Origin of the sequence: Phaeobacter sp. JH204B, from assembly GCF_048055755.1 — a bacterium.
GTDB classification, from domain to species: Bacteria; Pseudomonadota; Alphaproteobacteria; order Rhodobacterales; family Rhodobacteraceae; genus Phaeobacter; species Phaeobacter bryozoorum.
In genome coordinates this window covers 204488-218805 of the sequence record NZ_JAYMXF010000009.1, presented here as the reverse complement: position 1 = coordinate 218805, position 14318 = coordinate 204488, and the positions used below count along the sequence as shown (strand labels likewise).

Annotated in this window: 13 protein-coding genes; 7 read left to right on the top strand and 6 right to left on the bottom strand. The window is 61.5% G+C overall.

Annotated elements, in window-relative coordinates; translation table 11 throughout:
- Positions 1 to 220 precede the first annotated feature (220 nt).
- On the bottom strand, positions 221 to 490 hold the full coding sequence (locus tag VXL81_RS05150) for an usg protein (protein WP_340545525.1): 270 nt from the start codon (positions 488 to 490) through the stop codon (positions 221 to 223).
- A gap of 223 nt (positions 491 to 713) precedes the next feature.
- Between VXL81_RS05150 and gyrA the strand changes: the two genes are divergently transcribed.
- Positions 714 to 3446: a DNA gyrase subunit A gene (gene gyrA / locus VXL81_RS05145; RefSeq protein WP_416536301.1), complete on the top strand. Its 2733-nt coding sequence runs from the start codon at positions 714 to 716 to the stop codon at positions 3444 to 3446.
- 123 nt (positions 3447 to 3569) lie between these two features.
- Positions 3570 to 3920: a DUF6614 family protein gene (locus tag VXL81_RS05140; protein ID WP_340545524.1), complete on the top strand. Its 351-nt coding sequence runs from the start codon at positions 3570 to 3572 to the stop codon at positions 3918 to 3920.
- A 94-nt stretch (positions 3921 to 4014) separates the two neighbouring features.
- Here the strand turns inward: VXL81_RS05140 and VXL81_RS05135 are convergent, their stop codons facing one another.
- The 3 genes from VXL81_RS05135 to VXL81_RS05125 form a co-directional block, all read right to left on the bottom strand.
- A complete protein-coding gene (locus VXL81_RS05135) occupies positions 4015 to 5484 on the bottom strand; it encodes a carboxypeptidase M32 (RefSeq protein WP_416553189.1) in 1470 nt (489 codons plus the stop codon).
- A 2-nt stretch (positions 5485 to 5486) separates the two neighbouring features.
- Positions 5487 to 6635: a heme A synthase gene (gene ctaA, locus VXL81_RS05130; RefSeq protein WP_416553187.1), complete on the bottom strand. Its 1149-nt coding sequence runs from the start codon at positions 6633 to 6635 to the stop codon at positions 5487 to 5489.
- A 91-nt stretch (positions 6636 to 6726) separates the two neighbouring features.
- Entirely contained in the window at positions 6727 to 7473 is a 747-nt protein-coding gene (locus tag VXL81_RS05125) for an RNA methyltransferase (RefSeq protein ID WP_340545521.1), read from the bottom strand.
- 207 nt (positions 7474 to 7680) lie between these two features.
- Here VXL81_RS05125 and VXL81_RS05120 point away from each other — a divergent pair, with 207 nt between their 5' ends.
- Positions 7681 to 8316 (top strand): thiamine phosphate synthase, encoded by a 636-nt coding sequence (locus VXL81_RS05120; RefSeq protein WP_416535961.1) that lies wholly within the window; start codon positions 7681 to 7683, stop codon positions 8314 to 8316.
- 64 nt (positions 8317 to 8380) lie between these two features.
- Here the strand turns inward: VXL81_RS05120 and VXL81_RS05115 are convergent, their stop codons facing one another.
- A complete protein-coding gene (locus tag VXL81_RS05115) occupies positions 8381 to 9604 on the bottom strand; it encodes a HupE/UreJ family protein (RefSeq protein WP_416553185.1) in 1224 nt (407 codons plus the stop codon).
- Between VXL81_RS05115 and VXL81_RS05110 the strand changes: the two genes are divergently transcribed.
- From VXL81_RS05110 to VXL81_RS05095, 4 genes are all read left to right on the top strand, one after another.
- Positions 9603 to 10448, top strand: coding sequence for a DUF4198 domain-containing protein (locus tag VXL81_RS05110; protein WP_416553183.1), 846 nt, complete (start codon positions 9603 to 9605; stop codon positions 10446 to 10448). The two genes, VXL81_RS05115 and VXL81_RS05110, sit on opposite strands and share 2 nt — an antisense overlap.
- A 48-nt stretch (positions 10449 to 10496) precedes the next feature.
- A complete protein-coding gene (locus VXL81_RS05105; protein ID WP_416544350.1) occupies positions 10497 to 11459 on the top strand; it encodes a PfkB family carbohydrate kinase in 963 nt (320 codons plus the stop codon).
- A complete protein-coding gene (locus VXL81_RS05100) occupies positions 11456 to 12370 on the top strand; it encodes a pseudouridine-5'-phosphate glycosidase (RefSeq protein ID WP_416542311.1) in 915 nt (304 codons plus the stop codon). The genes VXL81_RS05105 and VXL81_RS05100 overlap by 4 nt, the downstream gene beginning before the upstream one ends.
- Before the next feature lie 83 nt (positions 12371 to 12453).
- On the top strand, positions 12454 to 13146 hold the full coding sequence (locus tag VXL81_RS05095; protein WP_416538728.1) for a DUF502 domain-containing protein: 693 nt from the start codon (positions 12454 to 12456) through the stop codon (positions 13144 to 13146).
- Between the two features lie 44 nt (positions 13147 to 13190).
- On the opposite strand, the gene VXL81_RS05090 is transcribed toward VXL81_RS05095, so the two are convergent.
- The gene (locus VXL81_RS05090) at positions 13191 to 14219 is read right to left on the bottom strand and encodes a patatin-like phospholipase family protein (protein ID WP_416553181.1); all 1029 of its coding nucleotides are present in this window, start codon (positions 14217 to 14219) and stop codon (positions 13191 to 13193) included.
- Positions 14220 to 14318 lie beyond the last annotated feature (99 nt).

Below are 14318 nucleotides of genomic sequence, written 5' to 3'. Positions count from 1 at the left end.
TGCACGCGGCCGCGAACCGTCACCGAAGCGGGCGCCAACCAGCTGGGCCCACCTGTTTTCGGTTCTATTCGGCGCCAGTATAAGCAGTTGTCAGTGAAAGAAAACAGCTCTCCGGCACGCCGAAGTGACAGCAGCACAGCTGGAAAGCGGCCGCAGGTAAGATGGCTCAGCTCTGCTCAGCCCCCAGCGTCTTCACCGGGGACCGCGCAATGGGGCGCTGTCAGTGGATCTGCAACACGCCTTTGACGTGGCGCCACTCTCCGGGGCTGATCATCTTGCGATGGGTAAATCGGACAGAATGAAGCGGGCCGTCGATCTCACGGTGCCAGAATTCAATGAATTTGAACAATCGAGGATGGTCCGGTGCAAGATCATAATCCTGCCAGATAAAGGTGTTCAGGACATGGGTGTGATCCGGCATATGATAGGTCATCTCTGCCGTGGTCAGACCGTAACCCTTCAGCATCAGTTCGGTTTCGCTTTCCTTCATTTCAGGTCTCCCTTACGGATCCCCCCATTCCACACTAGCACGCAATGGGTTAATTCTGAACGAATACAGTTCCTTGCCTAAAAACATCGGTCATTGACCGGGTGAAAACCCCTGCTTGCTTGCGCCTTATATGCCCTGTCTGATAAGGTGCTGACACAATATATAGACCCAATAATAACAACGGGCAGCCAACGTGAACGATACGCCGGAAACTCCTGAAAACATGGACGAAAACAAACCCGCAAGGCCCAAATACGACGGCCCGACGGTGTCCATCGAATCCGAGATGCGCACATCGTATCTCGATTATGCGATGTCGGTTATTGTCAGCCGCGCCATTCCCGACCTGCGCGATGGTCTGAAACCGGTTCATCGCCGGATTCTCTACGCCATGCATGAGGTCGGAAACTCGCATGACAAACCCTATCGCAAATCGGCGCGTCCGGTTGGTGATGTCATGGGTAAATACCACCCCCATGGTGACTCCGCGATCTATGACGCGCTGGTGCGAATGGCGCAGGATTTCTCCATGTCGCTGCCGCTTCTGGACGGTCAGGGCAACTTCGGCTCGATGGACGGCGATAACCCGGCGGCCATGCGTTACACCGAGGTGCGGATGGACAAACCCGCAGCCTCGCTGCTGGCGGACATCGAAAAAGAGACCGTCGATTTTCAGGACAACTACGATGGCAAGGACCGTGAACCCACGGTACTGCCCGCGCGTTTCCCGAATATGCTGGTCAATGGCGCTGGCGGTATTGCCGTCGGCATGGCCACGAATATCCCTCCTCACAACCTCGGCGAGGTAATCGACGCCACGCTTGCGCTGATCGAGGATCCCGATCTGACCAGCGAGCAGCTGATCGATTATATCCCCGGCCCCGACTTTCCGACCGGCGCGCTGATGCTGGGTCGCTCCGGTGCCCGCAAGGCCTATCTTGAGGGGCGCGGCAGCGTCATTATCCGTGCGAAGACGCGGGTCGAGGAAATCCGCAAGGACCGCTATGCCATTGTCGTGGATGAGATTCCCTATCAGGTGAACAAGGCCGCGATGATCGAGAAAATCGCCGAGCAGGTGCGCGAGAAGAAGATCGAGGGCGTCGCCCACGTGCAGGACGAATCTGACCGCAACGGCGTGCGTGTGGTCGTGGAACTGAAACGCGATGCCACCGCCGAGGTGGTGCTGAACCAGCTCTACCGGTTCACGCCGATGCAGACGCATTTCGGCTGCAACATGCTGGCGCTGAACGGTGGGCGTCCCGAGCAGCTGACGCTGCGCCGGTTCCTGACCTCCTTCCTTGATTTCCGCGAAGATGTGATTGCCCGGCGCACCGCCTATGATCTTCGCAAAGCGCGTGAACGCAGCCATATTCTGTGCGGCTTGGCGGTTGCTGTCTCCAATGTGGATGAAGTGGTTGCGACCATCCGTGCCTCTGCGGATGCAGCCGAGGCGCGGCACAAGCTGATGACCCGGCGCTGGCCGGCCGCAGATATTGCGCCCTATATCCGTCTGATCGACGACCCGACCCATACGATGAATGACGATGGCACCTATAACCTCTCCGAGGTTCAGGCCCGCGCCATTCTGGAACTGCGGCTGCAGCGTCTGACCCAGATCGGCGTCAAGGAAGTCACCGACGAGCTGGAACAACTGGCGGGTAAGATCAAGGAATACCTTGAAATTCTCTCCTCGCGTGAGCGGATCCTTGGCATCATCTCCGACGAGCTGCGCGAAGTGCGTGACAATTTCGCGGTTCCCCGTCGCACCGAGATCGTCGACTGGTCCGGTGACATGGACGACGAAGATCTGATCGAACGCGAAGACATGGTCGTGACGATTACCAGTGGCGGCTATATCAAGCGGACCCCGCTTGCCGATTTCCGCGCGCAGAAGCGCGGCGGCAAGGGTCTGTCGGGGATGCAGACAAAGGAAGAGGATGTTGTCACCAACCTCTTTGTCGCCAATACCCACACGCAGCTGTTGTTCTTCACCACTGATGGCATGGTCTACAAGCTGAAGACCTGGCGTCTGCCACAGGGCGGCCGTACCTCAAAAGGCAAGGCAATCGTCAATATCCTGCCGATCCCCACCGGGGTGTCCATCGCGGCGATCATGCCCGTCGATGTGCCGGATGACGAATGGGAAAACCTGCAGGTGGTCTTTGCCACCAGCGGCGGTGACGTGCGCCGCAACCGGCTGTCGGATTTCACCAATGTGCGCCGCAACGGCAAGATTGCGATGAAGCTGCCCGAGGATGGTTCGGTCAAGCTGGTCAATGCCCGGATCTGCTCCGAAGATGATGACGTGATGCTGTTCACCGACTCCGGTCGTGCGATCCGCTTCCGCACCACTGATGTGCGGGTCTTCAACTCACGTGAATCGACCGGTGTCCGCGGCATCCGCCTGACTGGTGATGACCATGTGGTGTCGATGTCGGTGATCCGCCATTTCGAAGCCTCGCCAGAGGAACGCGCCGCCTATCTCAAGATGCGCCGCGCGGTGGCAGGTCTGACTGATGATGGCGAAGGTGACGAGGAAGAGGCCGTCGCAGGCGCCATCAGCCAGGAGCGCTATGCCGAGATGTCGGCCTCCGAGAACCTGATCCTGACCATTACCTCCGGCGGCTCGGGCAAGCTCAGCTCCAGCCATGATTACCCGGTACGTGGCCGCGGTGGAATGGGTGTCACCGCAATGGACAAGGCGATGCGCGGCGGTGCCATTGTTGCCTCCTTCCCGGTTGAGATGGATGACCAGATCATGCTTGCCACCTCCAAGGGGCAATCGATCCGGGTGCCGGTTGATGGCATTTCCTTCCGGTCGCGCTCCGCCGGTGGCGTGCGGGTGTTCAACACTGCCAAGGGCGAAGAGGTTGTCTCGGTTGCCTGGATTGCCGAGCAATCCGACGATGACGACGATCTGCCAGACGCGGATACCGCCGCCAGCGCAGAGGCCTGATCCCGCCCGGGATCATCTGCCAAAACTTCAAAACGCCACCCTCGGGTGGCGTTTTCGTTAATCAAAACCTAAGCAGTGTCTGTCATTCTTCCTCCCACAAACGCCATCGCGAAGGGAGGCACCATGAACCTCTATCACTGCTCGATCGACCTGCATCATGAGGCCAAGGCGCTTGCCTTTGCCAACGCCGTGGACCAATGGATGTCTTATCTGCGCGAGCGTGAGGTGATCCAGGGCTGGCGCCTGCTGCGCCGCAAGCTGAACCTCGCCAGCGACAAGCACCGGGATTTCCTGCTGGAAATCGAATTCGCCAATATGACCCAACTGGATCAGGCGTTTCGGGTGCTGGGCGAATTGGACGAGCATGTCGAGCGGCTCTACGCAAATGTGAATGCGCTGATCGCCTCGGCTGATTTCGGGCTTTATCGCCCCTTCCCCGATCCCGAACGTGCCGAGCGGATGGCGCTGATCTGACTGGCAGGACTCCGGCTCGAACAGACAAATAAGCCCCCGCCAGTTTCCGGCGAGGGCTTTGAATTACTGCTCAAGATCTTGAACCAATGCGCGCTTACAGCCCGTAGAGCGCGCCGAACTTCTGTTCCAGATAGGACAGCAACGGCTCCGGGCTGGGCGCCATGCCCGCAGCATGAGTGATCGTCTCGACCGGGCTGCGCAACCCGCCATGGGTCTGCAGATTGTTCCGCAGCCAGCTGGTTGCCGCTACGGTGTCACCCGTCGCCAGCTGCGCATCCAGATCCGGCACTGCCTGATGCAGCGCGTCATAAAGACAGCCGGCATAGACATTGCCCAGCGAATAGGTCGGGAAATATCCAAACAGCCCCACCGACCAATGCACGTCCTGCAGGCAGCCATTGGATGGCTTATCAACGGCGTAGCCAAAATCAGCGGCAAAACGGTCGTTCCAGGCTGCTTCCAGATCCTTAGCCTGCAAATCGCCGGACATCAGCGCCCGTTCCAGATCAAACCGCATCATCACATGCAGGTTATATTGCAGCTCATCCGCCTCGGTGCGGATATAGCCGTTATGCACCGCATTCACGGCCGCATAGAAGGCATCAGCATCCGCAATGCCGAAATCACCAAACTGCAGCACCATCTGATCGAACAGCCAGCCGGTGAAGGCACGGCTGCGGCCCAGCTGGTTCTCGTAGATCCGGCTCTGGCTTTCGTGCACCCCCATCGACACGCCACGCCCTAGCGGCGTGAACAGATAGGCATGGTCAATGTTCTGTTCATATGCGGCATGGCCCACTTCATGGATGGTCGAGTAGAAGCAGTTGAACGGATCCTCATCGCTGGTGCGGGTTGTGACGCGCACATCAAGCCCGCTGCCGGAACAGAAGGGATGCACCGCCTTGTCGACCCGGCCGTGGCTCATCTGATAGCCGAAGGTCTCGGCCAGCGTGGTGGTCAGGGCCATCTGTTTATCGGCATCGAAATGACCGCTGACGCCTTTGGGCGTGGGGCGGTCCAGCACGCGGGCGCGCAGCTCCACCAGGCGCGGGCGCATGGCATCAAACAGCGTCGCAATTTCCGCCCCTGTGGTGCCGTGTTCATAATCCGCAACCATCGCGTCATAAACATCGCCCCCAGCGGCGAGTGCCTGCCCCTCTTCGCGCTTCAGGGCAACCACCTCTTCCAGCACGGGCAGGAAGGCTTCGACATCCTCGGCGGCACGGGCAGCCGCCCATTTGCCCTGCGCCTCGGAGGTAACGCGGGCGATACGTTTGGCGAGATCTCCGGGCACTTTCACGGCGCGCTCGTAGCTTCGGCGGATCTCGCGCAGCTGGGCGGCACCGATCTCATCGGGCGCCTCGGCCTGCTCCAGCCAGTCAGCGACCTGCGGATCAGAGCGGCGGGCGTGCAGCACAGCCTCGATGGCGGCCATTTCCTCGCCCCGCTGAGGCGCGGCACCGCGCGGCATCATCGTCTCCTGATCCCAACCCAAACGGCCGGCAATCTGGCCAAGCGCCTGGGTGTCACGCTCATAGGCCATCAAATCGTCAAATGCGCTCATTCTCAGTGATCCTTAATCGAAGTTGCAATCGGATAGCCCGACAGATACCGCGCCCTGAGGATCAGGACCCAGAGGCAAACAGCCATCAGCTGATGCAGGATCGCAACCTGCCAGGGTGCGGCATAGAGCACGGTGACAATACCCAGAACCATTTGCAACAGCAGCGCCGCAAAGACCGCGTTAAAGGCAAAGCGCGTCCGCGGATGGGCGCTGCCTCTGCCCCGCAGCCAGACAACAATGCCAAAGGCCAACAGGAGATATCCGCTGACGCGGTGAATGAACTGCACAAGGCCGGGGTTTTCAAAGAAATTGGTCCAGAGTGGCTCCAGCATGAAGGGCTGCGGCGGCAGGATCTGCCCCCCCATCAGCGGCCAGTCGGTGTAGGAACGGCCCGCATCAATACCGGCAACCAGCGCGCCCAGAAGGATCTGCAAGAAGCTGAAATGCAATAGCCCGGTCGACAGGCCGAACAGCTTGGTCTCCTTGGCGCGACGCGCCTGCATCAGATCGCGATCCTCACGCCCCAGCAGGAACATATACCAGGCAATGAACCCCAGAATGACAAAGGCGAGCCCCAGATGCGTCGCCAGCCGGTAAGAGGCAACCGAGGTCATGCCTTCACCCTGCGTGACACCCGATTCCACCATCCACCAGCCGATCGCGCCCTGCACGCCGCCCAGAACACCCAGTAGCGCCAGACGTCCGGTCCAGCCGACCGGGATCTGCCGCGCCAGCGCAAAACCTAGGAACCCCAGCGCCCAGACCAGACCAATAACGCGGCCCAGTTGGCGATGGCCCCATTCCCACCAGTAGATTTCCTTGAAGTCGGCCAGCTGCATCCATTGGTTGGCAATGCGCCACTGGTCGATTTCCTTGTATTTGTCGAACTCCGCCTGCCAGTCTGCCTCGGTCATGGGGGGGATCGCGCCGGTGATCGGCCGCCATTCGGTGATCGACAGACCGCTGTCGGTCAGGCGCGTCAGCCCGCCCACCACGATCATTGCCACCACCAGCGCAAAGAGCACCGCAAGCCACGCGCGGATTGCCCCCCTTGCGCCACGGCGGGCACGGTCGATGCCGCCCGGTTGCGCCTGCGGGCGCTCCTGAGGCTCATTGCCGGACACCTCTTCGAAAATGCTGCGCTTGCTCATGCTTGCCTCTTCCAATTTCCCGTCAAGCTAGGCCGCAGACGCGACCCCGTCCAGTAGGCGACTATGGCGCAAATCGGCCCGAAGTCGCGTCTCAGTCGCGTTTTTCTTTCCAGCGGACCATCTGTCGCATGATCCCGTGCAGCATCTGCACATCAGCGCGGGTCAGCGGCATCCGGCTGAACAGGTTGCGAAACACCGTCTTCATGCTTGGGGCCTTGTCCGGCGGAAAAAAGAAACCAGCCTCGTCCAGCCGTTCCTCATAGTGATTGACCAGCGCATCAACATCGCCATGAGTGGCCCAATCCGATTTGCCAAGGTCGGTCACAACCGGCATCACCTCAGTCACCTGCCTGCGCCATTCATAAGCGGTGAGCAGGACGCATTGACCAAGGTTGAGCGAGGCGAAATCCGGGTTCACCGGAACCGATATGATGGCATTGGCTCGGGCGATGTCCTCATTCTCAAGGCCCGCCCGTTCGGGTCCGAACATCACGGCCACCCGTTCGCCAGCTGCAATTTTCTCCGCAGCCAGCTTCATCGCCGCCTCGGGGCTGTAGACCGGTTTGGTCAGCTCACGCGGGCGCGCCGTCGTGGCAAAGACAAAATCGCAATCCGCGATGGCGCCTGCCAGATCTTCGGCCAGCTGCGCCTCATCCAAGAGCCGCCCAGCACCAGAAGCCATGGCCACCGCCTTGGGGTTCGGCCAGCCATCGCGCGGGGCGACGATGCGCATCCGGTCCAGCCCGAAGTTCCACATCGCCCGGGCGGCGGCGCCGATATTCTCGCCCATCTGCGGGCGCACGAGGACAAAAGCGGGTTGAGGGGTGTCGCTGGGCATCCGTTTCTCCAAAAAATCTGCTCTGCTCTAATCGGCGCGGGCCTGATGGGCAAGGCTCGGTCGTGGGACTTCTGTGCAAACGCTGCTATATTCCCGCATAATGAGCGTAGCATCACACGGAAATATCCCACCCGGGATGTCGCCAAATCCTTGCGTCCAGTGGCAGATGCGCTAAACACCGACAACCACTGAACAGGAGCCCTCCCGATGGACAGCCCCGCTGACGCCCCCGAAACGCCGCAGATCTATCTGACGACACCTCCCAGTTTTGAGCTTGGCCGGTTTCCCGACCAGCTGGCGCGGGTGCTGGATGAAGTGGAGATCGCCTGCGTCCGGCTGGAGCTGGCCAGCCGCGATGAGGACACACTGAGCCGTGCCGGCGATGCGCTGCGCGCTGTCGCCCATGCCCGCGATGTGGCGATTGTGATCACCGATCATCAGATCCTCGCCGAGCGTCTCGGCCTTGACGGCGTGCATCTCTCCGATTCAGCCCGCCCAGTGCGCGCCGCGCGCAAGGCGCTTGGCGCCGATGCCATTGTCGGCAGTTTCTGCGGTGCCTCACGCCACGACGGGCTGACCGCCGCCGAAGCCGGCGCTGATTACGTCAGCTTTGGCCCGATTGGAACCTCCGGGCTTGGCGATGGCAATCAGGCGCAGAAAGATCTGTTTGAATGGTGGTCGCAGATGATCGAAGTGCCCGTGGTCGCCGAAGGCGGGCTGACCGTTGATCTGGTCAGTGATCTGGCACCCTATACTGATTTCTTCGGTATCGGCGATGAGATCTGGCGCGAGGAAGATCCTCTGGCGAGTCTGCGGCAGCTGATGGCCGCAATGGAAGGCTGAGACCGCCCATTTTGTCTGGCCAAGGCCACATATCAGAAACGAAGCTGACCGGCGCCACCGCCGGTCAGAGGAACAGACGCTCCACGCACCAGTATCCGCCGATCAGCGCGATGGTGAAACTGGCGGGGATGGCAACCCGGCCGCGGTATTTCGGATGCCGCCAGAACCAGAACCCCAGCAGCCCATAGGCCGCGCCGACAACGGTCAGCTGCCCCAGTTCAACGCCAACATTGAATCCCAGGAGTGCCGGCAGAAACTGCGCCTCAGGCAGGCCGAATTCGCCCAGCACCGAGGCAAATCCCAAGCCGTGCAACAGGCCAAAGCCAAAGATCACCAGAGTGCGCCAGCTGTGCAGCTTGCGGGCAAAGATATTCTCAACCGCGACAAACACGATGGATCCTGCGATCAGCGGCTCAACTATGGCCGGGTTGATATGCACCAGCCCCAATGCCCCGAGCGCCAGCGTGATTGTATGCGCTACGGTAAAGGCACTGATCTGCCATATCAGCGGCCGCAGCCGGGTGCTGAAGAAGAACAACCCCAGTACAAACAGAATATGATCCAGCCCCTTTGGCAGGATATGCGTATACCCGACCGGCACATAGTCGACGAAGGCCTCGCTTGGCGTCTTGGCCAGCCCGCCGGACAGCGGAATGGTTGGCGTGGTCTCGCCGCCTTGCAGATAGCCGGTATAAGGACCTTCCACACCGTTCTGACGCAACACCACACCGCCTGATCCCTTGGGCCAGCCGATCTTCAGCCCGCGTGCACCGGTGGGAACCTCGCCCGACAGCTGCAGGATGCTGCTGCGCGGCAGGCTGACGTCACCCGGCTCCGGGATCTCGATCCCGACCACCTCCAGTGCGATATCGCCACCCGCCTCGATCCGCAGCGCCTGCAGCCAGTCTTCGGCAAAGACCTGAACCATCGGTTTCAGCTCATCCGGGCCAAGCCCGCGCAGGTCGTCATAGTCCCGCGCCTGATCAACGGTATCCGTATCGTCCACGCCATCAAGATCGATGCCTGCGACAAATGCCTCGGCGTTCAGACGCAGGTCCATCTTCAGCCGCCCGTCGGCAATTTCAAAATCCGCAATCGTCGGCGTGACTTCATGCGCAAAAACACTAGAGTAGGAGAAGCTCCAGAAGAGCCAGACCAGCAACAGACGGCTCAGCTGGGGGAGCCTGCGACCGGCGTGGCTGCGACGTCGCACCGGAGCCTCCATCGACGCCGCGCCTTGCCCGTCTCTGTCATCCTGCGTCCCAGCCAGAGGTCCCATCTGCGCCATGCGTTCTGTCCACCCTGTTGTTCTTATTCTGCTCACGCTCACCACCAATATCATCGGCGGCCGCGCCCTTGCCCATGAGTTTTGGATTGCGCCAGAAAAATATCAAGTGAAATTAGGCGCCTCGGTGCAGGCAGATCTGCGGAATGGGCAGATCTTCAGCGGGTCGCGCCTGGCGTATTTCGACCGCAATATCGCCCGCTTCGAGGTCTGGGATCAGCTCGGTGCCCATCCCTACGCTGGCCGGATGGGAGATATGCCGGCATTACAGCTCGAGCCACCGGCCGAGGGGCTGCTGGTGGTGGTCCACGAAACCACGCCGGACACGCTGACCTACAAGACCTGGGAGGAGTTCGCAAAATTTGCGGCCCATAAGGATTTTGCCGATATCAAGTCCCGCCATGCCGCGCGCAACCTGCCGGATGCAGGCTTTGCAGAGCGCTATACCCGCCACGCCAAATCGCTGGTTGCGGTGGGCAACGGCGCCGGGGCGGATCGCGCAACCGGTCTGTTGACCGAGTTCGTCGCGCGGGCCAACCCCTACACCGACGATCTCACCGCTGGCCTGCCGGTTGAGCTTCTGTTCGAGGGGGCCGCGCGCCCCGGCGCCCAGATCGAAGTGTTCGAGCGCAGCCCAGATGGCAATGTCGCTGTCACATTGACCCGCAGCGATTCCCAAGGGCGGGCGACGATCCCGGTCAAATCCGGTCACGTCTACCTGCTCGACGCCGTGGTGCTGCGCAGTCTGGACGCCGAGGCGGGTGCGTCCGATGATGGCGCTACCAAAAGAGGCCCCATACCGGTCTGGCAAACCCATTGGGCGGCGTTGACTTTCGCCGTTCCGTAGATCGGTTGCGCCTTGCGGGGGCGGGAAAAACGCGGCAATACGGGATTTATGACACAGGTTCCGCACTCTCCCGCTTCACCTAGATCTGAGGCTCCGGCCGCCTTGGGCGTCGGCACCGCCGCAGATCAGCCTGACATCCTCTGCATTGGCTCCGTCCTCTGGGACATTATCGGCCGCTGCACGGCTGAAATGCAGCGCGGATCCGATATGCCCGGACGTATCAGCCGCCTGCCCGGCGGTGTTGCGATGAATATCGCGATGACACTGGCCCGCTTTGGTCTGCGTCCGGCCCTGCTCAGCGCAATCGGGCGCGACCCGGAGGGTGACGAGCTGGTCCATGCCTGTGCCCATCTCGGCCTGATCACCGATCATCTCTACCGCTCGGAAGATCTGCCCACCGACCGCTATATGGCCGTCGAAGGTGCCAACGGGCTGATTGCCGCGATTGCCGATGCCCATTCGCTTGAAGCCGCAGGTGCCAAGATCTTGCGACCGCTCAGCGATGGTACTCTTGGCAGTGCGGAAACGCCCTATACCGGTCCCGTCGCGCTTGATGGCAATCTGACGCTGTCGCTGCTGGACGACATCACTGCCGACCCGATCTTTGCCAAGGCGGATCTGCGCGTCGCGCCCGCCTCTCCGGGCAAGGCCGAACGCCTGCGCCCCTTTCTGCTGCGCAGCTGTGGCACGCTCTATGTGAACCTCGAAGAGGCCGGTCTGCTCTGTCAGGACGACTTCACCGACAGCGCCACCGCTGCCCGCGCCATGCTGGATCGCGGCGCAGCGCGGGTACTGGTCACCGATGGTGGCAGCACCGCCACCGAAGCCGACCACAATGGCCTGATCACCCAGGCGCCACCGCGCGTGACCGTGGCGCGCGTCACCGGCGCCGGTGACACTTTCATGGCCGCTCATATCGCGGCCGAGGCCCGCGGCGAAGACCGCGAAACCTCCCTTGCGTCGGCATTGAAAGCCGCTGCCACCTATGTTTCAGGAGAACCACCCCTTTGATCAATATGACATTTTCCGCCGAGGTCGCCGCCGCCCGCGACTCCGGCCAGGCCATCGTTGCGCTTGAAAGCACCATCATCACCCATGGCATGCCCTATCCGCAGAACGTCGAAGTCGCCGCTCAGGTCGAAGACGACATTCGCGCCGCAGGCGCGGTGCCTGCCACCATGGCCGTGATCGAGGGCGTGCTGCACATCGGCCTTGAACCCGATCAGCTGCAGGCGCTTGGCCAGGCAAAGAACGTCGCCAAGATCTCGCGCGCGGATATGCCGGCCTGTATCGCCACAGGCGGCACCGGGGCAACAACCGTCGCAGCCACCATGATTGCCGCACGGCTGGCCGGGATCAGCGTCTTTGCCACCGGTGGCATCGGCGGTGTCCACAAAGGCGCCGAGACCAGCTTTGACATTTCCGCCGACCTTATGGAGCTGGCCCAGACCCCGGTAACCGTGGTCGCCGCAGGCGCCAAGGCGATCCTCGACATCCCGAAGACGCTCGAGGTGCTGGAAACCCAAGGCGTGCCGGTCATCGCCTATGGTCAGGACAGCTTCCCTGCGTTCTGGTCCGCAACCTCGGATCTGGCCGCCCCCCTGCGCATGGACAGCGCCGCAGAGATCGCCCGTGCCCATGCCACCCGTCAGGCGATGGAGCTGCCCGGTGGCCAGCTGATCGCGAATCCGATCCCGGCAGCAGACCAGATCGCAGCCGAGGATCTGGCCCCGGTTCTGGCCCAGGCCCAGTCCGAAGCGGACGCGGAAGGCATCAGCGGCAAGGATGTTACCCCCTTCCTGCTGCAGCGTATTTTTGAGCTGACCGAGGGCCGCTCGCTCACGGCCAATATTGCCCTGGTGCGCAACAATGCCCGTCTCGCAGCGGAAATCGCCAAGGAATTGGTCAACTTGAAGCAATAAAAGGTCTTTCTGCGCAGCTGCCCATTGCGGTTGCGCAGTTCCCTGCCTAGCTTCCTTACGTTCCTCTTTGGTGAAACGCACAGATGACCACGCCCTTCGACGACGAAACTACCCCCCGCCGCCCCGGCCTTTTTGCCCGGCTGCGGTCGTCCTTCTTTACCGGCATCGTGGTCATTGCCCCGGTTGGCTTGACCATCTGGCTGCTATGGACCGTGATGGGCTGGATCGACGGGGTTGTGCTGCCGCTGGTGCCGCATACCGTGCGGCCAGAACAGTATATCGGGATCAACCTGCGTGGCGTCGGGCTGATTATCTTCCTGCTGTTCACCATAGTGGTTGGCTGGATCGCCAAGGGGATCATAGGCCGTTCGCTCATCGGCTTTGCCGAGAGCCTGGTGGATCGCATGCCGGTGGTGCGCTCGATCTACTCCGGGATCAAGCAGATCTCGGAAACCGTGTTTGCCCAGACCGAGCGCAGCTTTGATACCGCCTGCCTGATCCAGTATCCCCGCCGCGGCATCTGGGCGATCGGCTTTGTCTCCACCACGGCCAAGGGCGAGGTGGCCGACCGCGCTGAAACCGGCGGCAACCTTCTGTCGATCTTCGTGCCGACAACGCCGAACCCGACCTCCGGCTTTCTGCTGTTCTTCCCCGAAGAAGACGTCATCATGCTGGATATGAGCGTGGAAGAAGCTGCAAAACTGGTGATTTCCGCCGGGCTTGTCTATCCGAACGCCAAGGATCCGACCAAACCTGTCGACCCCAGCGCAGATTAAGCCTCCAGTTAAGCCCCGGCCGTTTCCTTGACGGGCGGCCGCATTTAGCCAAACATCTCGGCCAGATCCACTGTAGATGAGACGCCGATCGCGGCGCAATCCTGTTCCAGAAAGCGCTCCGCTGCGGCCCGACCTGCCGCCTTCAGCTTTGCCAGGATCTGCGGGATCGGGATCAGCTTGGTATTGACCGATAGCTGCCGCATCAGATCATCATCAGCGATCATATGCACCAGCACCCGCTTCATCTGTCCCGGCTCCAGATGCCCGTCGGCCAACAGCCGCTGAACAAAGGAGATCGCCCGCAACTCACGCAGCAGCGAGGAATTGAAGCTGATTTCATTCACCCGGTTCTGGATCTGCTGCGGCGTCCGCGGCAGCTCATCGCGCTCCAGCGGGTTGATGCTGACAATCACCACATCCGACGGCAGCTCAGGCCGATACAGCGGAAACAGCGCCGGATTGCCGGTATAGCCGCCGTCCCAATATGGTTCCAGACGCCCGGTCTTGGGGTCCTCTATCTCGATCGCCTGAAACAGGTTGGGCAGGCAGGCCGAGGCAAGAATGGCATCGGTTGTGACCTCGTCACCGGAAAAAACCCGCACCTTTCCGCTGCGCACCGAAGTGGCGCAGATAAACAGCTGCGGCCCCTGATCCGCGCAGACCTCGGCAAAATTGAATGCCTCCACGACAGGCGTCAACGGATTGCGATAAAACGGCCCGTAGCTGTAAGGCGACAGGATCTGCCCCATCGCCTCACGCGGGGAAAACGGCGCGATCCAGTCCAGCGCTCCGAGCAAAGGCGCCGCATCAAGCCCCGCCAGCCAATGGGCAAAGCGCAGATCGCCGACCGCTCCCATCCGCTGCCAAAGCTGATCGAGACAGGCGCGCGCACCGGCAGGACCGCCATGCACCAGCCCGGATTTCAACGCAGCCCCGTTGAGCGCTCCGGCAGAGGTGCCGGTGATGGCATCAATCTCCAGCTCGTCGCTTTCAAGCAGCCGGTCCAGCACCCCCCAGGTGAACGCCCCATGGGCGCCACCGCCCTGAAGGGCCAGGTTGATCCGCTTCGTCATCTCTGCCTCCCGATCGGCGCGTCCCCGCCGCGGAGCCATGCCCGCTGCGTGTCACCTTTCTCAAAATACTCCGGGGGTGAATTGCCCTGAACAGGGGCA

Bases quoted from the DNA above. Each gene is read 5' to 3' on its own strand.
- VXL81_RS05150 (WP_340545525.1), bottom strand. From the start codon at position 490: ATGAAGGAAAGCGAAACCGAACTGATGCTGAAGGGTTACGGTCTGACC.
- gyrA (WP_416536301.1), top strand. From the start codon at position 714: ATGGACGAAAACAAACCCGCAAGGCCCAAATACGACGGCCCGACGGTG.
- VXL81_RS05140 (WP_340545524.1), top strand. From the start codon at position 3,570: ATGAACCTCTATCACTGCTCGATCGACCTGCATCATGAGGCCAAGGCG.
- VXL81_RS05135 (WP_416553189.1), bottom strand. From the start codon at position 5,484: ATGAGCGCATTTGACGATTTGATGGCCTATGAGCGTGACACCCAGGCG.
- ctaA (WP_416553187.1), bottom strand. From the start codon at position 6,635: ATGAGCAAGCGCAGCATTTTCGAAGAGGTGTCCGGCAATGAGCCTCAG.
- VXL81_RS05125 (WP_340545521.1), bottom strand. From the start codon at position 7,473: ATGCCCAGCGACACCCCTCAACCCGCTTTTGTCCTCGTGCGCCCGCAG.
- VXL81_RS05120 (WP_416535961.1), top strand. From the start codon at position 7,681: ATGGACAGCCCCGCTGACGCCCCCGAAACGCCGCAGATCTATCTGACG.
- VXL81_RS05110 (WP_416553183.1), top strand. From the start codon at position 9,603: ATGCGTTCTGTCCACCCTGTTGTTCTTATTCTGCTCACGCTCACCACC.
- VXL81_RS05115 (WP_416553185.1), bottom strand. From the start codon at position 9,604: ATGGCGCAGATGGGACCTCTGGCTGGGACGCAGGATGACAGAGACGGG.
- VXL81_RS05105 (WP_416544350.1), top strand. From the start codon at position 10,497: ATGACACAGGTTCCGCACTCTCCCGCTTCACCTAGATCTGAGGCTCCG.
- VXL81_RS05095 (WP_416538728.1), top strand. From the start codon at position 12,454: ATGACCACGCCCTTCGACGACGAAACTACCCCCCGCCGCCCCGGCCTT.
- VXL81_RS05090 (WP_416553181.1), bottom strand. From the start codon at position 14,219: ATGACGAAGCGGATCAACCTGGCCCTTCAGGGCGGTGGCGCCCATGGG.